General features: G+C 51.0%; 18 protein-coding genes and 1 tRNA gene. 3 read left to right on the forward strand and 16 right to left on the reverse strand.

What is annotated here, in order from left to right; all coding sequences use genetic code 11:
• Window positions 1-67 precede the first annotated feature (67 nt).
• The 10 genes from mlaA to ccmA all read right to left on the reverse strand — a co-directional run bounded on the left by mlaA (window position 68) and on the right by ccmA (window position 8,106).
• A complete protein-coding gene (gene mlaA / locus ACOZIO_RS07370; RefSeq protein ID WP_129952280.1) occupies window positions 68-835 on the reverse strand; it encodes a phospholipid-binding lipoprotein MlaA in 768 nt (255 codons plus the stop codon).
• A gap of 34 nt (window positions 836-869) precedes the next feature.
• Window positions 870-2,084 carry a c-type cytochrome biogenesis protein CcmI gene (gene ccmI, locus ACOZIO_RS07375; RefSeq protein ID WP_421595138.1) on the reverse strand — a complete coding sequence of 405 codons (1,215 nt, stop codon included), beginning with the start codon at window positions 2,082-2,084 and terminating at the stop codon, window positions 870-872.
• Window positions 2,081-2,566, reverse strand: coding sequence for a cytochrome c-type biogenesis protein (locus ACOZIO_RS07380; protein WP_129952278.1), 486 nt, complete (start codon window positions 2,564-2,566; stop codon window positions 2,081-2,083). The genes ccmI and ACOZIO_RS07380 overlap by 4 nt, the downstream gene beginning before the upstream one ends.
• Window positions 2,563-3,114, reverse strand: coding sequence for a DsbE family thiol:disulfide interchange protein (locus tag ACOZIO_RS07385; RefSeq protein ID WP_129991741.1), 552 nt, complete (start codon window positions 3,112-3,114; stop codon window positions 2,563-2,565). Before ACOZIO_RS07385 ends, ACOZIO_RS07380 begins: the two co-directional genes overlap by 4 nt.
• Entirely contained in the window at window positions 3,111-5,084 is a 1,974-nt protein-coding gene (locus tag ACOZIO_RS07390) for a heme lyase CcmF/NrfE family subunit (RefSeq protein ID WP_129952276.1), read from the reverse strand. Before ACOZIO_RS07390 ends, ACOZIO_RS07385 begins: the two co-directional genes overlap by 4 nt.
• Window positions 5,081-5,575 carry a cytochrome c maturation protein CcmE gene (ccmE, locus tag ACOZIO_RS07395; protein WP_015696400.1) on the reverse strand — a complete coding sequence of 165 codons (495 nt, stop codon included), beginning with the start codon at window positions 5,573-5,575 and terminating at the stop codon, window positions 5,081-5,083. The genes ACOZIO_RS07390 and ccmE overlap by 4 nt, the downstream gene beginning before the upstream one ends.
• Window positions 5,572-5,832, reverse strand: a complete 261-nt coding sequence (gene ccmD / locus ACOZIO_RS07400) for a heme exporter protein CcmD (protein WP_421595139.1) — start codon at window positions 5,830-5,832, stop codon at window positions 5,572-5,574. The genes ccmE and ccmD overlap by 4 nt, the downstream gene beginning before the upstream one ends.
• A complete protein-coding gene (locus ACOZIO_RS07405; RefSeq protein WP_129952273.1) occupies window positions 5,829-6,566 on the reverse strand; it encodes a heme ABC transporter permease in 738 nt (245 codons plus the stop codon). The genes ccmD and ACOZIO_RS07405 overlap by 4 nt, the downstream gene beginning before the upstream one ends.
• 217 nt (window positions 6,567-6,783) lie before the next feature.
• A complete protein-coding gene (ccmB, locus tag ACOZIO_RS07410; RefSeq protein WP_129952272.1) occupies window positions 6,784-7,443 on the reverse strand; it encodes a heme exporter protein CcmB in 660 nt (219 codons plus the stop codon).
• 21 nt (window positions 7,444-7,464) lie between these two features.
• Window positions 7,465-8,106: a cytochrome c biogenesis heme-transporting ATPase CcmA gene (gene ccmA, locus ACOZIO_RS07415; protein WP_217139010.1), complete on the reverse strand. Its 642-nt coding sequence runs from the start codon at window positions 8,104-8,106 to the stop codon at window positions 7,465-7,467.
• Window positions 8,107-8,353: 247 nt separating this feature from the next.
• On the opposite strand from ccmA, the gene ACOZIO_RS07420 reads away from it, so the two are divergent.
• The 3 genes from ACOZIO_RS07420 to ACOZIO_RS07430 all read left to right on the forward strand — a co-directional run bounded on the left by ACOZIO_RS07420 (window position 8,354) and on the right by ACOZIO_RS07430 (window position 10,768).
• Window positions 8,354-9,271 carry a formate/nitrite transporter family protein gene (locus ACOZIO_RS07420; RefSeq protein ID WP_129952270.1) on the forward strand — a complete coding sequence of 306 codons (918 nt, stop codon included), beginning with the start codon at window positions 8,354-8,356 and terminating at the stop codon, window positions 9,269-9,271.
• An 89-nt stretch (window positions 9,272-9,360) separates the two neighbouring features.
• Window positions 9,361-9,435: transfer RNA gene (locus tag ACOZIO_RS07425), tRNA-Arg, on the forward strand.
• Between the two features lie 160 nt (window positions 9,436-9,595).
• Complete coding sequence (locus ACOZIO_RS07430; protein ID WP_421595140.1) at window positions 9,596-10,768, forward strand: tyrosine-type recombinase/integrase; 1,173 nt, start codon at window positions 9,596-9,598, stop codon at window positions 10,766-10,768.
• Between the two features lie 21 nt (window positions 10,769-10,789).
• Here the strand turns inward: ACOZIO_RS07430 and ACOZIO_RS07435 are convergent, their stop codons facing one another.
• The 6 genes from ACOZIO_RS07435 to ACOZIO_RS07460 all read right to left on the reverse strand — a co-directional run bounded on the left by ACOZIO_RS07435 (window position 10,790) and on the right by ACOZIO_RS07460 (window position 18,149).
• Window positions 10,790-11,632 carry a hypothetical protein gene (locus tag ACOZIO_RS07435; protein WP_421595141.1) on the reverse strand — a complete coding sequence of 281 codons (843 nt, stop codon included), beginning with the start codon at window positions 11,630-11,632 and terminating at the stop codon, window positions 10,790-10,792.
• Window positions 11,629-13,074, reverse strand: coding sequence for an AAA family ATPase (locus ACOZIO_RS07440; RefSeq protein ID WP_421595142.1), 1,446 nt, complete (start codon window positions 13,072-13,074; stop codon window positions 11,629-11,631). The genes ACOZIO_RS07435 and ACOZIO_RS07440 overlap by 4 nt, the downstream gene beginning before the upstream one ends.
• A gap of 519 nt (window positions 13,075-13,593) precedes the next feature.
• A complete protein-coding gene (locus ACOZIO_RS07445) occupies window positions 13,594-13,932 on the reverse strand; it encodes an ogr/Delta-like zinc finger family protein (protein WP_379671736.1) in 339 nt (112 codons plus the stop codon).
• Window positions 13,933-14,231: 299 nt separating this feature from the next.
• Window positions 14,232-16,916: a DUF927 domain-containing protein gene (locus ACOZIO_RS07450; RefSeq protein WP_421595143.1), complete on the reverse strand. Its 2,685-nt coding sequence runs from the start codon at window positions 16,914-16,916 to the stop codon at window positions 14,232-14,234.
• Window positions 16,913-17,326, reverse strand: a complete 414-nt coding sequence (locus ACOZIO_RS07455) for a hypothetical protein (RefSeq protein WP_421595144.1) — start codon at window positions 17,324-17,326, stop codon at window positions 16,913-16,915. The genes ACOZIO_RS07450 and ACOZIO_RS07455 overlap by 4 nt, the downstream gene beginning before the upstream one ends.
• Window positions 17,313-18,149 (reverse strand): ash family protein, encoded by an 837-nt coding sequence (locus ACOZIO_RS07460; RefSeq protein ID WP_421595145.1) that lies wholly within the window; start codon window positions 18,147-18,149, stop codon window positions 17,313-17,315. The genes ACOZIO_RS07455 and ACOZIO_RS07460 overlap by 14 nt, the downstream gene beginning before the upstream one ends.
• Window positions 18,150-18,187 lie beyond the last annotated feature (38 nt).

The raw sequence follows: 18,187 nt of genomic DNA on the forward strand, positions 1-18,187 counted from the left end.
TGAACTGAGTGATACGCCTGATATGAAAAAAGCGCCGGAAGGCGCTTTTTTTGTATGTCCGGAACGGTTATTCCGAGTCGATATCTTTCAGGTCGCCCTGAATCAGTGCCGCGTTCGGATTTTCCTGCGGCGTCAGCTGACCGCCTCTTGCCAGGAAATCATGACGCTGGAAGTAAGCCTCACGTATAAACAGATACGGATCCGAAGAGTTACGGATCAGGCCATCAGAATCGAGCAGTTCCGCACGGGTTTCCACCCCTTCCAGTACCCATTTACCGGCTGACATCCAGAAGGTCAGATAGCTGAGCATCGGATACAAATCATCAACCAGGTCGCCACCTTCGTCACGGACGGTCGCGCTGCCGTAACCTGGCAGAACCACATACGGACCGTAGCCGACGCCGTAATGACCCAGTGTGCTGCCGAAGCCCTGCGCCTCTTCACGCGCCAGTTTCGGGTTCGCCATTCCGGCAACATCGATCAGACCGCCCATCCCTAAAATCGTGTTCAGGAAGAAGCGGTTGAAGTGGATCGCCGCACGGTACGGATCACCTTTCAGCAGGGAGTTAACCATGCTGGCCGGTTCATCCAGATTGCTCAGGAAGTTACTGGTGCCGTTACGCGCCGGTTGTGGCACATAATCACGCCAGGCTACCGCCACAGGCCGCACCAGGTACGGATCCATATAGTTATAGTTGAAATCGAACATCACCCGGTTGAAACCTTCGAGCGGATCAGAACGTCCCTGCTGTTCGCTGTCCGATGATCCGGACGTGCCGGCACAACCGACCAGTAAAACTGTTGCAAACGCCAGCCCAGTCAGGCGTAAGTTCATGGATGTCTCCCTGTTTTTGATCGTCGGTTCCTTATTATGGAACCTGCTGATTAATGTCGATGCTGACCTGGCCTTTACCGGCAAAATCGGTCAGCGGGCTGTCGCCGTACCAGTCACCTGAGGCTGGCGTTGCCAGACCATTTTGTGAAATACGAACGCGTACTTTTAATTGATGCAGCGAAGAAAGCAAGCGTTCCGGCATCATTGCGTTGCTGTCATCGACGGTGGCCGTCAGCGGGAAGCGGCTGAGCGGCAGTTTTTTCACCGCAACCGGCACCGGACTGCTGCCGTCAGTCACTGAAATAAAGACCGTGCCATTTTGCGAAAGTTTCTGCTGAGCCTCAGCAGAAAGCGTGACATTTACCGTCAGTTTAACCTGATCCAGACCGGCTTTCTGTTTTGCCTGCGCAATGCTGGCGTTAACCATCTCCAGGCGTTTGTCACCGGCAGGCAGGATTTTCTGCATAACTTCCCACGCACCAATGGCTTGCGGATAATGCCCCTGTTCATATTCATTATAGGCCAGCAGACTTAACACACGCAGATCACCCTGAGACTTTTCCAGCATACTGCGTAAAAGATTTCCGCCGGTAAGGTTATCCTGCGGATCAGACGAACGGGTTAATACTTCGGCATAACCGAGTTTGACTGACATATCGTCTGGTGCAAGCTGATAGGCATGGGCGTAGGCCTGTGTGGCAGTAGCGGCATTATTGAGCGCCATTCCGACACGGCCAAGCATCACCCAGTCCCGGATATTATCCGGATTTGCCTGCAAATCAGTACGCAATCCGAGCCCTAAATCCTGTACATCCATGGCGGTCAGTGGCACACCGTGATCATCGGCAATCCGCTGACGCAAATCGGGCATACGCTGCATCACCTGATTCCATGCACTGACCTGCCCCAGACCACCGGCATACAGATACACACCCAACGTGATGATCACCAGCAAGATGCCGCCCGGCACCAGCGTCCAGCGTCCAATCGGCTGCATGGCGACGGGCATCTGCCCGGCGGGAATATCCGCCAGTAAGTTTTCCTGTAATTCCTGAATATGCGCCGGGCGCTCGTCGACCACGCCCTGCGCTTCGTCTTCTTCCAGTTCACTCAGGCGATGATGGTAAAATGCTTTGTTCAGCGCATCGCGGGAAGTCTGTTCTGCGCGGTCGCCACGGATAACCGGCACGATAAACAGCGCCAGTGCGATAACCAGCATCACCACAATGCACAGCCAAAAAATGCTCATGATCCTTTCCCGTCACTGTCTTTAAGTAACTGCGCCAGGCGCTGTCTCTCTTGTTCTGACATAGATATGGTTGTATGTTCAGTGCGCGCAATACCACGGCGGGAACGCATAAAAATCATGCCTGCGCCAATAACGATGACCAGCACCGGCCCGAGCCACAAAATAAAGGTAGAGGGCGTGACCGGCGGTTCGTAAGTGACGAAATTGCCGTAACGCGCCACCATATACGCGACGATTTGCTGTTTGTTCTGCCCTTCGTTCAGTAACTGAAATACCTTGGTGCGCATATCGGCGGCGATAATCGAATCCGAAGCGGCAATATTAGTGTTCTGACATTTCGGGCAACGCAGCTGCGCCGTTATTTCGCGGTAAGCCTGTTCCTGCTCCGGCGATTTGAACTGATACGTGTCGATGGCAGCGAACGCGCTGACACTCAGCAGCATGCCCAGCAGCAACGCGGGCAGCGATGAAATCAGTTTCATGGGTGACCTCCGTATTTTTTGTACAGCGGCAACACCTCGGTCTGCCAGACCTTTTCGTTCAAGTCACCGGCGTGGCGATAGCGGATAATGCCCTGCCCGTCGATCAGGAAAGTTTCCGGCGCACCATATACGCCCAGATCCAACCCCAGCATGCCGTCGCCGTCATACAGGCTGAGCATGTAAGGATTGCCCAGCGTATTGAGCCAGTTTACCGCTTTCTGCCGGTCATCTTTATAATTGAGTCCGACCACACGTACACCTTTTGCTGCCAGCGAATTCAGATATTCATGCTCGGCGCGGCAGGTCGGACACCACGTCGCCCAGACATTAAGCAGCATCGGTTTACCGTCACGCAACACCGACTGATCGTAGGTTTTGCCCGCCTGCGCCAGTGATTCCAGTTTGAACACCGGCACCGGTTTGCCGATCAGAGCCGATTCCAGCAGCGTCGGATCATCACCGTTTGCATTGCGGGTCAGCTGCACCAGAAAAGCCGCAGCCAGTGCCAGAAACAGGATCAACGGAATAAAGAGAAGTTTCCGGTTCATGCTTCTTCCGCCTCCGCCAGACCCTGCTTCCTGAGTTTTTTACTCATGCGATAACGCGGGTCAAGAATACACAACACCCCACCGGCCGCCATAAACAGGCCGCCCAGCCAGATCCAGCGGACAAAAGGTTTGTAGTACAGCCGTACCGCCCACGAACCGTCGTCCAGTTCTTCGCCGAGCGCCGCATACAGGTCGCGCGCCAGATTGCCGTCAATCGCCGCCTCAGTCATCATACTGCGCGCCACGCTGTAGAAGCGTTTTTCCGCATGCAGCGTAGTGATTTTTTTGCCGTTCTGCGTGACATCAATGTTCGCCTCACCGCCGGTATAGTTCGGTCCGGTGATGTCACGGACATCGCGGAAAATAAAGTGATAATCATGAATATCCACGGTATCACCGGACTTCATGCGCACATCACGTTCAACGCTGTAATTCTGGCTGAAGGCGATGCCGATCACCGTCACCGCGACCCCGAGGTGCCCGAGCACCATCCCCCAGTGGCTGCGGGAAAGTTTGGTCAGACCGCGCCAGAACGAGTGACGGTGCGTGGCACGCTCGTGCAGTTCCATCAGCGTCAGCACAATGACCCACACCGACATCAGCATACCCACTACGGTCATGCCGACGATTTTATCCTGCAACAGCCACGGCAGAAGAATTGACAGCACCAGCGTCACCACCAGCGCCACGCCCAGACGACGCCACAATTTGCTCGGCTCATCGCGACGCCAGCGCACCAGCGGGCCAATACCTAACAGCAGCGCCAGCGGTGCCATCAGCCAGGTAAACATGGTGTTGAAGAAGGGTTCGCCGATAGAAATACTGCCCAGCCCGAGCTGTTTGTGGATAAGCGGCAGCAGCGTACCGAGCAGCACCACCAGCATCGCCGCCACCAGCAGAACGTTATTGCCGAGCAAATAACTCTCCCGGGAATGCAGTTCGTGACGGCCCGGCGCGCGCACCGAATTCCCTTTGAAAGCGTACAGCAGCAGCGAGCCACCGATCACAATCACTAAGTAAGCCAGGATAAACATGCCGCGTGCCGGATCAGAGGCAAACGAGTGAACCGAGACCAGCACACCGGAGCGCACCAGGAATGTGCCCAGCAGACACAGCGAGAAGGCGGTGATGGCCAGCAGCACCGTCCAGGCTTTGAAGGTCCCGCGCTTTTCGGTAACGGCGAGCGAGTGGATCAGCGCCGTACCGGCCAGCCACGGCATAAAGGAAGCATTTTCAACCGGGTCCCAGAACCACCAGCCGCCCCAGCCTAATTCGTAATACGCCCATGCCGAACCGAGCACAATACCGATGGTCAGAAATACCCACGCGGCTTGTGTCCACGGCCGCGACCAGCGTGCCCAGGCGGTATCCAGACGCCCCGCCATCAGCGACGCTATCGCGAAAGCAAACGCCACGGAGAAACCGACATACCCCATGTACAGCAATGGCGGATGGAAAATCAGCCCGATATCCTGCAGCACCGGATTCAGGTCGCTGCCGTCGACAGGGAAATTCGGCAGCGAGCGGATGAACGGGTTGGACGTCAGCAGAATAAACAGCAGGAACCCGCCGGTGATCATCCCCATCACCGCCAGCACGCGTGCCACGGCATCCTGCGGCATACGGCGGCTGAACAGCGCCACGGCAAGCGTCCAGCAACTGAGTAATAACACCCACAGCAGCAGCGACCCTTCGTGCGCCCCCCAGGTAGCTGCCACGCGGTAATACACCGGCAGGCGGGTATTGGAATTATTGGCAACATAGGCGACGGTGAAATCGTTCACCACAAACGCATGCACCAGAATAATAAAGGCCAGTGCAATGCAGGCGAACATGCCGTATGACAACGGACGCGCCATCGCCATCATCCGGCTGTCCTGACGGGCCGCGCCCCACTGCGGATAAATACTCAGTAACACCGCCAGACCTAATGCCAGACAGAGTGCAAATGTTCCCAGTTCCGGCATCATGAACGGTCGTTTCCTTTATTGTTACCCACGTAGGCCGAAGCAGGCCCTTTGTGATTTTCTTTCATGGCGTCGGCAACTTCCGGCGGCACATATTTTTCATCGTGTTTCGCCAGCACCTGGATAGCATTCACCACATTCCCCGGTTCCATCACACCCTGCGCCACCACACCCTGCCCTTCACGGAACAGGTCGGGAAGGATGCCGTTATAGGTCACAGCAATCGCTCCCCGTGCGTCATAAATTTTAAAGCTAACCTGCAAACTTTTCGGGTCACGCTTCACTGAGCCGGGCATCACCATACCGCCGATACGCAGGCGCTGGCCCACCGTCGGCATCTCGTGATCTTCGCCTTTGCCCTGCAAGATTTCACTGGGTGTATAAAACAAATCAATATTGGAGCGAAGCGCATACATCACCAGTGAAATGCTCAGACCAAGGCCAATCAGCACCACCAGCGCCAGCGACAGCCGCTTTTTACGACGTGGATTCACAATAACTTCTCCCCGGAAGCGTCCGGTTCCAGCGGTGACGTCTGTGCGCCTGGCCGTTTTTTAGACTGGGACTGACTGATGCGTTTTTCGCGCGCCTGGCGTCGACGGACTTCGCCGAGGATTTGCCGGTGCTGAATAAAGGTATGCGCCACCAGCACAATCAGCGAGAGCAGCGTCGCGGCGACCGACAGCCAGACATAAAAGGCATAGCCGCCCATCGCAAAAAAATCATGCCAGCTTGAGAATGCAGGGCTCATCCGCGACGCTCCTTATTCACCAGGCCAGCCACCCACGGACGCAGACGTTCCTGAACCAGAATCAGGTTACGTAAACGCATCAACGTCAGGGTAATAAAGAAGAACAGATAACCGAAAATCGCCCAGCGCAGCGGATAACGCATACTCGGGTCGATGGTTTGCTGCATGTCGGTGGACCCCTGATGCAGCGTGTTCCACCACTCTACGGAGTAATGAATAATGGGAATGTTCACCACGCCGACCAGGACCAGAATACCGGCGGCACGCCCGGCCAGACGACGGTCGTCAAAGGCGTTATACAGCGCAATGACACCCAGATACAGGAACAGCAACACCAGTTCGGAGGTCAGGCGCGCATCCCACACCCACCATGTGCCCCACATCGGTTTGCCCCATGCCGAACCGGTCACCAGGGCAATAAACGTGAATACAGCCCCGACCGGCGCCATTGCCGCCACCGCCAGGTCGGACATTTTCATCTGCCACACCAGGCCGATAAACGCCGCGATCGCCATCCCGCTGTAAATCCCCATTGACCAGATAGCCGCCGGGACATGAATATACATAATCCGGTAACTGTTACCTTGCTGGTAATCCGGTGGTGCATAGCCAAAACCCCATACCCAGCCAATCAGCAGGCAGGCAAGACCTAAAATCCCAAGCCAGGGAATGAACCGCCCGCAGACGTGGTAAAGCCGTTCAGGCCTTGCGAGTTGATGTAACCATTTCCACATTGTTATCGTTGCTCACTCTAAAATGTCACTGTGTGATATGCCGTGGAACCTCGGTGGGCTCTTGCGCGGTCGGTTATAAATCATCCGCACTTATTATTGGCCTCTCTATTGTTCACTATAGAGAAGTGTGATGTTAGTCAAAGGTTGCGTTTTTTCTTCTCTATTGTAACGACACGTAAAATAATGCTGTGCTATCGCCTTTTACCGGCAAAAAGTGTCAGTGGATACTTACTCTCAAAGCGGCAGCTGTCGCAAAAGGCGCTAATGTCGCACTGCCTGCCAGCATCGCACCGAGAATGGCCAGATAACCGCCGACGGGCATCGCCATTGATGCGGCATCAATCGCGCCGGTGGCGAAAATCAACACCGGAATATACAGCGGCAATACCAGCAGGCTAAGCAGAACACCGCCTTTGCGCAGCCCGACGGTCAGCGCCACACCAATTGCGCCAATAAAGCTCAGCGTCGGCGTGCCCAGTAAAATCGTCAGCGCAACGGCTTGCCAGGTTTCAAAATCCAGTGAGAGCAGCAGCGCAATCAGCGGCGAGAGGATCAGTAACGGCAATCCTGTTACCACCCAGTGAGCACATACTTTCCCCAGAACCGTGAGTGCCAGCGGCGAAGGCAACAAAAGAAGCTGTTCGAGCGTGCCGTCCAGGTAGTCATCGCGGAACAATCGCTCCAGCGCCAGCAGGGAGGACAACAACGCGGCGACCCAGACAATGCCGGGTGCAATACGCGCCAGCAGTTTAGGCTCAGGGCCGATCCCTAACGGGAACAGCGTAATCACAATCAGGAAAAACCACAGCGGGTTAATAATTTCAGCGCTTTTGCGAAAGGCAATTTTCAGCTCGCGGCGCAGGACTTTCGTAAACATTCCTTTTGTATCCCCTTCGCGTCACACCGGCTCAGCACTGGTCAGACGAAGTTTCCGCACGTGGCGGTTAACACCCTGTAAATCCTGGTGCGTTGTCAGCAACACCATCCCGCCCTGCTGCGCATGCTGTTCAAACAGCGTAATCAGGGTAGCAACGCCTTGTTTATCAATGGCGGTCAGCGGCTCATCGAGGATCCATAACGGCGCATCACTCAGCCACAGACGCGCCAGTGCGACGCGGCGTTGCTGTCCGGCGGACATCTGCGCCACCGTCACATCTTCATAACCCAGCAATCCGACGTTTTCCAATGCCTGATAAATCGCTTCTGCGCTGGCGTTACCTTTGACCGTCGGGCCATTCACGGACAGATAGAAAGCAAGGTTTTCAAACGCAGTAAGTACTGACTTTACACCGGGCTGATGACCGAGATAGAGAAGCTGCTGATGGAAAATATCGCGCTGACGGCGGGTACTTACGCCCTGCCAGCGGACTTCACCGGCGTCCGGAGAGGACAATCCGGCAAGGATCCGCAGTAAACTGGTTTTACCGGCACCGTTGCGGCCTTCGATCTGCACCATATCACCCGGTTCGATAGTAAAACTTAAGCCGCTAAACAGGGTTCTTTCATCACGAACACAGCTCAGATTAAAGGCTTCAAACATGGTGATGTCTCTTATTTTTCACAAGTGCGTATCATATCACAGGCACCCGATGAGCCGCAGCTCAGGGAGGCGCAGTTTACAAGCTTGAAAACCCTGAAATCCAGCAAACATCTTCTCAATGTTCCATAGGGTTCATGGGTTAACGCTTTGTAACTTTTTTGTATACCTGCTCATAATTTCTCTGCCTCGCCTATGCTTACTCAGGAACCTATCTGCAATTACTTTGCTTGAGTTTTGGGGAATCATAATGGCCGGAGAAAAACAGCATCACGATGACAAGGATGTTGACAGCGACGAACATACGCAGGGAAAAGAAATCGAGACCGGCGAAGAGAACCTGCCGTCAAAAGCGGCAGCGGTTCACGAAGTTATCCGCATGGAAGGAGAAAAAGAGCTTGAGCGCGACGGACAGGCATTGCTGTGGTCAGCGGTTGCCGCCGGATTGTCGATCAGCGCCTCGCTGATGGCGAAAGGTATTCTTCATGCCCGTCTGCCCGATACACCGGAACGCTTCTTCATTGAGAACATCGGTTATACCGTCGGGTTCATTATCGTGATCATGGCGCGTCAGCAGTTATTCACCGAAAACACGGTGACTGCTGTTTTACCTATTATGCAAAAACCGACAGGCAGAAACATTCTGCTGCTGCTGCGTTTATGGGGCATCGTGCTGGCAGGTAATGTCATCGGCGGCGGACTGGCGGCGCTGGTGTTTCATCTGGTGCCCTTTTTCGACACGGCGACCGACGAAGCGTTTCGCACCATCAGTATGGAGATCATGAAGAAAGACCCCCAGGGAATGTTTGTCGGCGGCATGGTGTCCGGCTGGCTGATTGCCACCATGGTCTGGATGATCCCCTCCGCCGGTACCGCCAAATTGTGGGTAATCATGCTGATGACCTATATGGTGGCGATCGGCGACCTGACGCACATCGTCGTCGGCTCGGTTGAAATCCTGTATCTGGTATTCTCCGGCGCCATCCCCTGGTACGAATTTATCTGGCCGTTCGCCCTGCCGACGCTGGCTGGCAACATCTTCGGCGGCACCTTTATCTTCGCGCTGATAAGCCACGCGCAGATCCGTAACGACATGAGTAATCAGAAGAAAGCCGAAGCGAAAAAAGAGGAACAGGAAACCGCCAGAAAAGAGGCCGCGAAGCCCTGAGTGGCGAGGAAACAACCAAACGACAGCTTGGTATCTTATTATTACCAGAAAAATGGGTATACTACGCGGGCGCTTCCACAGGCGCCCGTGTCTCCTTAGTTAAACGGATATAACAAGCCCCTCCTAAGGGCTAGTTACAGGTTCGATTCCTGTAGGGGACACCATTTTCACTTCTCATTACATCTCGTAAAGTCTAAAAATATATACATTTCAAATCAATAAACTAAATCCATGTCTCAACAAATCTAAGAAATTGCAGCAAAAGCTCGCACAATTGTGTATATAATTGCGTATAACTCAGGTTCGATGTAGAGAGCTATACACATGCCACTCAGTGATATCCAAATAAAACGCGCCAAACCAGCCGAAAAACCCTTCACCCTCAATGATGGTAATGGGCTTTCTTTACTCGTCGAAACCTCGGGCGCGAAGGGCTGGCGGTTCAGATATCGCTTTGCAGGTAAACCAAAAATGATTTCTTTGGGAGTGTATCCCGCAGTTTCTTTAGCAGATGCGCGTGCCAGACGTGAAGAGGCCAAATCCCAACTCGCCAAAGGTATAAATCCGAGTGAAGCCCGCAAAGCCGGTAAACTTGCTCAGCTATCCGCTGCTGGCAATACCTTCAAAGCTATTGCTCTGGAATGGCATGCCGCTAAGAAAGCATCCTGGACAGAGAATTACGCTCAGTCAGTGATCCGCCTTCTTGAGTTGAATGTATTTCCTTTCTTGGGTGAAAGGGCAATTGATGGGATCCAACCTTTAGAGTTACTGCTTGTACTTCAGAAAATTGAAGGCCGGGGAGCAGTCGAATTAGCCAGTAAAGTACGCCAACGCTGTGGAGAGGTATTCCGTTACGCCGTAATTACTGGTCGCGCCACATATAATCCAGCTCCAGATCTGGCCAGCGCCTTACAAACACCAAAAAGAAACCACTACCCCTTCCTGATGGCGGATGAACTCCCTGCTTTTATAAAGGCACTGGATTCCTATTCCGGCAGCATCATCACTAAATTGGCCACGCAGCTGCTGATGCTAACCGGCACCCGAACAATCGAATTAAGGGCAGCAAGATGGGAGGAATTTGATTTAGAAAATTCTATATGGGAGATCCCTGCGGAGCGCATGAAAATGAAGCGGCCTCACCTGGTTCCATTATCCACTCAGGCAGTGGATATCCTACGGCAATTAGAGAAGCTTACAGGGCGTTATCAGCTTATTTTCCCTGGGCGCAATGATGCCAGTAAGCCGATGAGTGAAGGGAGCATTAACAAGGTACTTAAACTTATTGGATATCACGGGAAAGCCACAGGACATGGATTCAGGCATACCATGAGCACTATTTTGCACGAACAAGGATTTGATAGCGCTTGGATCGAAATACAACTTGCGCATGTTGATAAGAACTCAATTCGAGGCACTTACAATCATGCGCAATATTTAGAAGGGAGGAATGAAATGATACAATGGTATTCTAACTACATAGTATTAATGAAATAGAATAATTATAGAATATAGCATTCACTCTTTTAACCTTCTTAATAGCTCATCAACACTCTTCGAAAGAAAAACGAAAATAGATGTAATAGCATCAACATCATGAAATGACTTTAGCCCTTTAAATTTTTCATTTGATAGAGCTAAAAGCTCAACAAAATCATGACCTCGAATATAATTACGAGGATCTCCATTTAAAACCCCAAGCCAGTGAACACGTCTATCATTAAAGTTTTCAAAATTTCTCATTTGCCTATTAGCCATTAAAACGCGTCTAAAATACTCCTCAACGTCAAAGTGCCAACTGTTATTTTTAATACTCAAGCATCTTTCAAATTTTATCCATTCAAGATTCAAATTAATTTCTTTATCTGCAAGTCTAATAGAGTACAAATCTTTTAAAACAGAAATAAAAGAAGAGTAGAATGCAGGCCAGTTTACTATTTTAGACTGTGCCACATCAATAATCACCCTCTTTAAATCATCTTCGTTAAAAAAATACAATTCTAAACTACAGTAATCAGTCCAGAACAACCTAGGAACTTCAACCAATTCGTCAAGCCAATGATCAAGATCTTTGTCAACTAAGCATGAGTAAGCATTGCTATTTAACTCGGCCAACTCATACGCAAGAGCAATTACCCTTTGCTTATTACCTTCAGTGAGGGAATATTTTTGCAAAATATCGAAAGAAATATCGACAGCATCAATGTCGTAAGCTACAACGTTTAAATCGTTATTATCCTTACACCAATTAGATATAATCCTAGCGTCATAGCAGCCCTCAACAAAAATATCTTTTATTGTGGGCTCTAAAAAATACAGGTCCTTTAAGTATTGTATTGTTTTTCTAGGAATATCATTCATTCTATATTCACCAATCGAGATAATTCATTTTTATTGAATAATTTCACCACTCTATTTCTATTTTGAGAAATTATTTCCAATGAATGAGAAGCAAATATAAATTGTATATTGGAGTCCTCAGTAATATCTAAAAGAGCTTGCACTAATTGCCTTTGCCATTTTATATTCAAAGATATCTCAGGCTCATCAATCATAAATACACTAGATATATCCTTGGCAACTAATACGTAACAAAATAATAATAATAGTTGCTGTTCGCCAGATGATAGTTGAGACGGTGTCAATGGTTCACCGAAAGAGTTTTTAATATAAAAACCTTGACTAAGATGATAGCCAATTTTCTTATCAGTAAGTAACTCATTTACTATTGAAATGAATTTATCAACTGTTTGGTATATAGGGCGCACTGCTTTTAATCGGCCTTCAAGACTTTCTATATAAGGCTTAAGTAAATCCGATGGAAGGGAATTTTGACTATGATATTGGCTGGAAAGTACTTTCTCAAACTCAGACATATCCAGCGCTGTAGCGAATTCATATTTAGCTAAATCAGTAGTTTCAGCCTCAATTTTTTGCAATACATCTATCAATGCAGTAATTTCATTGTCAGTTATTGTTATTTTTTTATTGTTAGTTGGTGAAACCAAATGCCCTAAAATTTTAATATATACCGAATGTACATTATCCGAACCTTGGTTGGTTCCTAAAACTGCCTTTCTAGCTATCCACTTATTAGCAGCACCTAAAGCTTGTGATAATGCTATTTCCCTGGAGCGTGCAACTAAATCATTTATGCTTTTTGTATTGCCATACCTCATTGTCTGTCGTAATTCAACCTCATCAGTTGGATCTGAAACCAAATCACATTCTAGCTTTCTATCAGCGTTAAGTATAAATACATTAGGTGCTAAATCTTTTAAAATATTTATATAATACCTCTCACCTCTTCTTTTATTTTTAATATCATGCTTTTCTATTTTTCTGGGTTGAAAACTTTCTAGGCCAACGCTAGAAAACTCATCTTTATCATCGTAAACCTCATCAACATAAATTATACTTCCGTCTTCAGTATGAATACGTCGCCCTGATTTGCTACCAGGGAAATATTCCCAACCCGTAATTTCCTTTCCTTCTTCATCCAGTATTAATAAAATAAGTGATCTTCTTGCTTTTTTATCTCCTATGGTTGCGGTAAATTTTATACCAGATTCAAGAGTTACTTCTAGCCTCTCAAACTTCGCTTTAAATAATTCTGTGCGGTGACCCCTATCCCCTTTTGCAGATAATAGATGAAAAGCCAATCTTAGAATCGTACTTTTCCCTACGCCATTATCTCCATAAAGGATGACTGCATTCCCAAAATTGTTGCCCTCCCCTAAATAGTATTCATAAAGACCAAATAGACCTTTGACATATATAGATTTAACTAATTGCTCACTCATTTACTCCTCCTAAAAAATATCATTAAATTAACTGCAAGCAATGTCCCCCGTCGAAACTTTTAATAGCAAATCACATAATACTATTTTCGTAAACTCTCCAATAAATTTAAGTTGATAAATTTCAACACTTCAAGCCTTAGATCACAAAAATTGCACTACACCGCACCCGCCTACGGTTTTTGCAATGCATAATTTTTTCAGTTTTCATTTTTTACAAACCGATACGCCAGACCGCGCCACGCATGGGGTTCTCTCGTAAATCCCAAACTGAAAAGATTGAAATGAATTTCAGTATTTTTCAGTTTTAGAGTTCTGTCCATCTTGCTGAATGCTTGTTAACCTAATGTTTAAAAAGGACTTTTCTATTTTACGTGAAAATGAGTTAGCGAAAAGGGAGTGATATATGGCTGGGATAAAACGTGAGAACCCTTGCGCCACGTGCCTTGGCAGCACAAGGAATGAAAATCAAAACTGAAAAAAATGTACACCTAAAAATGTTCAGCAAATTGACCCAATAGTTCATTCATATGTTTTTCTTCTACGCACGACAGGCATTCTTGCCTCCCTACTGAGCTGCTCAGCTTTACGGGATGCCATGACAGATGCCTGGAGATATTTGACCATTTCTTCTTGTTCATCTGTTTGTATGCTCCCCACCAAATTTTTAACCGTGTCGAAGTGAGTTTTAGCACTCGGGCTTAACGTGTGGGAGTAAGCCAAAGTGAGAACAAACGTATGCCCGCACTCAAGATCGCCACATGCACAATACACGTCTGAAAGGAGCTTATGTTTTCGGTTGGTTTTTTTGATTGTGGCGTTCGCCTCACACTCTGGGCAAACTACTTTTAATATGCGCATCCTGTTTTATCCTTCTTAACCCCAGCCAGCCAGAAAAAAGCCTCAAGCCGGAGGTTTCATGTTTGCTTTATCGTTTTTGACTGGTAACAGGGGTAACACTGGTTACCCCGTTGTTTTGTATATAGATATTCTGTTACCTCGTCCTGTTTATTACTGGTAACCACTGGTAACGCTCTGCACTTTGTAACCAGTGTTACCAGTGACCCTTTTTTACTGGTAACAGGCCGAGGCCTTGCTATGAGTGGCTGTAACCAGTGTTACCTCTGTTACCAGTTATAAATAAGACTCGTGCGAGAGTATTACCCTAAGACGGTGCTGTTTAGCTGATAGACCCGTTTAACCCCCATCTCTGGCAGGCGGAGGCTTTTCTGGGTTCTGGCTTCCTCCTCCGGCACGTCGAGATAGCCCGCCGTCGCGCACAGCCTGGCCACCTTCTTGGCGTCAAAGCCTTTGGTGACCTCCTTCCAGCCGGTAGGCAGCACGTAGAAGGTGGTCACCGTTTCCTCCTGACCGCTGCCTTTCTCTACGCGGCGAAAGCCCACCATATTGGCCGGGCGGCTGTGTGAATCGTGCCAGTCGGCAAATCGGCTGTACTGGTTGCGCGTCATGAAGTCCCTGACCTGCTCCAGCGCGGCGGCGTCCTCCTGATTCGCCGTGTGGCCACGGTCATACATCCACGCATCCAGACAGCTTTTGGCCGCGTTGTAGGCCTCTCCGGGTTGCCAGCCGGTGATCCCCGCCTCGGTGGCCAACTCGCCCGCCATCGCCACCAGCGCAAAGCGCGTCACCGCGCGTCCGACCTGGTTCCCGGCGTTGTCGGGCGTCAGCCTGCGGGTAAACTCTTTCAACATGGCCTTGGCTTTGCTGGTCATGCCCGAAAGATCGGCCGTTAGGCAGCGCAGCCACTCCCTGAACGGCGCACCGTGGCTCAGCATCACGGACTGCTCAAGGTGTTCAGCCAGCGCCTTACCACCTGCAAAACCGTGCAACTCCTCAAAAACGCCGTGCTTGCCGGTGTCGCTGGGAATTTGGATCATCCGCACCTCAACCCCGGCGTAGGTCTTTTCCCCCACGTTGGCGGCGTGTTCGACCAGGGAAAGCTCGCCGGTGGACAGGAACAGCAGGCACCAGCGGTTAGTTTCCCGCACGCTGCCGTCCGTTCTCGCCCGCGCTTTCCCCTGGCCGTTTGCCAGCATGTAGGCAATGTTTCCCGCCTCTCTGCCGTCTACTTCCCGAATTTCATCCAACATCAGCGTGGCGTCGTTTCGGCGGCTGGCGGTGCCTTCCAGCGCGTTGCCGGTGGCACGCCAGGTGTGCCAAAAGTCAGCCCCGCCGCACACCGACGCGGCCACCTTCATGGTAGTGGTTTTACCGTCCGTGGATTCACCCTTGAGGTGATATCCGCCCCCGCCAACGCCCACCAGTTTAAGCAGCGGCGCGGCAAACGCCAGGCTCACGGCAAAAGCCACCCGCCCGTTGCCGACGCAGTAGCGTGAAACCTGCTCCCGCCAGTCTTCCAGCGTGCCCGCCGTTCTAAAATCCCGCCCCTGAACGCTCGATGTCTGCAAAATAACGGACTCCGAACCGACGCCGATCACTTCATCCTGGAGAACGTACACCGAACCGTGCCATCCGGTTTTGGTCACGCAGGTGACTTTGCGCTCTGGCTTGCACAGAGAAATGTATTCCATCAGGTGCGCACGCGCCTGGCCGTTAATATTGATGTACGACAGCCCGTTAACCAGCAGCGTGCGGCGCAGCTCTTCCCCGGCACTCGCCAGCATTTCCATCGGCATTGCCCATTTTCGGCTGATCCCGTTGGTATCCTCCCACTCCAGCAGGCGGCCATAGTTGCTGCCGTCTTCGTCGCAGGTGATGGCCGTGACGCGCACCGGGCTGCACAGCTTGATGTTGCGGATTTCCGTATCACCGTCGGATTTCTGCACCTGTTTGTCGTACCACAGGTATTCCTGCGTCAGGCGGAACCCCTGCGGCAACTTGGTTTTCCCTTTGCCAAACAGCACGAGTTCTTCTTTAAACGCCTCTTTAGCGCGATCCATGCCGTGCTCCTGGCGGAAATCGTCCCAGTCGGCCTTATGCCGTGTGGGCGGCACCGTCACCCACCCGTTGACCGCTTTAGCCGCCTTCTGCGCGCACAGCTTGCCGGTGTTTTCCTTGCCGTCGTCAAAGTCGTTGTCCCCGGCAATGATGATCCGCGCCTCCGGCCACATTTCACGCACGGCCTGCGCCACGTTAAGCAGGTTATTTGCCGAGACAGCCGCCACGCAAACCCCGTCCGTCAGCCTGGACACGGTGAGCGCAGTCGCAAACCCTTCGGTGATCGTCACCTGCTCAGGGGCGATATCGCCCGGTTCAACCACGCTGATGAATGAGCCGGCCAGCGCGGAATGGGGTAACAATCGTTTTTCACCGTTGGGGTGAATAAGCTGCGCGCCGGTTTGCTGCCCCTGCGCGTTGGTTAAGGGCAACAAAAGAGATCCGGGGATAAATTCCAAGCCCCCGAACGGTTTCATGACCTGCGTAAGCATTCCCTCGGTATTGTCTAGCCCCTTCGCTTTCAGATACTCACTTTCGCCCTGAATACACTGATCCAGCAGCGCACGATACGCTTTCAGGCACGTCGCCCGCTTTTGCTCCGGGGAGGCTTCTTTCCTGGCGGGCGTGTTCGTCGGTAATGACGGTGAGGCCATCGCCAACGCCGCCGCCACTTCTTTGGCGGCTTCAGCCGCAGTCGTCCCGCTGACCAGCCGCACTAAATCCAGCCCGTCGCCGTGTTCACACTGCGAACAAATCCAGGTGCCGCGACCGCCCTTATCATCAAAGCGAAAGCGATCCTTCCCGCCGCATTTTGGACAGGCTCCGTGCTGGCCGTTGGCGGGAACGGTGATACCCAGCGCGGGAAGTATGTGTGGCCAGCGGCCTTTCGCGGCGCTGATCGCCTCTGATACCGGCTTGTGGCTCATAGCGTTGCCTCCCCGTCCTGTTCATCCATGATGCAACTGCCTGCGGGAAATTCACCGTCCGGCGCACCGTAAATAATATCCTGATAAACCCGGCTCAGGCGCATCGTGCCGTAACAAGAAAGCTGCATGGCTTCGCTCATAAATCCCGGCTTGAGCATCTTATTCAATTCCTGCGCGGCTAAACGTCCGCCCTCAGTTGCGCCCAGCTTTTGAATAAAGGGATGCTCAATGTGATAAATAATATTGGCAGCGACCTTATCCAGGCTGAGAGGAATAATTTCACCATCAGCAATAAATACCGGGTTGCCATGTTTAGAGACCATCAGGGAAATAAACGCCTGAGAAATATAATGCCGTAATAAGGCCGCACGAAATTCAGCCGAGGTTAACCGCGTTTTATTCAGCATCATTTTTCCCCGCGTTGGCTTCACCCTGAAACATTTCACTGCATCCGATCGCCCCGTCCAACTGATCCGCCAGGCTCTCAAAAAGGGCGGCCATACCTTGCAAAGAAATGCTCGACTGCGTGTTACTGGCGGCCAGTGCCAACAGCTCGGCCAGACAGGCGGATGCCTGATGTGCTCTAAGAATTTTGTCATGACCTTCATTTGAGAAGGCATAGGGAAAGACGTTTTGGGCTTTATTGCTCATGACGCGCCTCCTGTGTTGTGCAAGGCAGTCGACCCGCAAAGGCCAGCACAAAGTCTTTGGCCAGAGTACGCCGGGCATACCGTTCAGAAGATGCTGTGATTTTGAGGCGGCAAGGTACGGCGCAAAGGTCAGCGCGGCGAACGGCCAGGAACAGATAAGTGAATTGTGGGCAAACAAACTGAGGGGCAGAAGCCATGCGGCAACCTCCTGTAACTGAGATGAAATCTCACCACGGGAGTTCCTACACTCTTGGGTGGTGAGCTGGACAGGGGTAGGAATACCGGCGTTACAGGATACCGGCCTGACCGAAGTCAGCCCCGCCCAGCCCACCATAGATTCTACGCGGATCAAGCCCGCAAAAAACAGGTGCACTGAGGCTACGACACAAAAAAAGACGCTTGGCGCGTCGTATGTCGCCTGTAACTTATTCGGGTTCCTACGCCCGACTGCCGATTTTGCGGCAGCAACAAAACTATAACGTGAGAAGATCTTTGTAGGCAAACTATTTTTGTTACCTACAAAGTTAAAAGAAAACTCTACAGCATTAGTTGCAAACCAATTCTTCCGCTTAAATATATTCATTATTCATTTCCGAAAAATAGTTATCTAACCCGATCTTA

The organism is Rahnella sp. PD4 (assembly GCF_049199325.1).
GTDB lineage: Bacteria > Pseudomonadota > Gammaproteobacteria > Enterobacterales > Enterobacteriaceae > Rahnella > Rahnella perminowiae.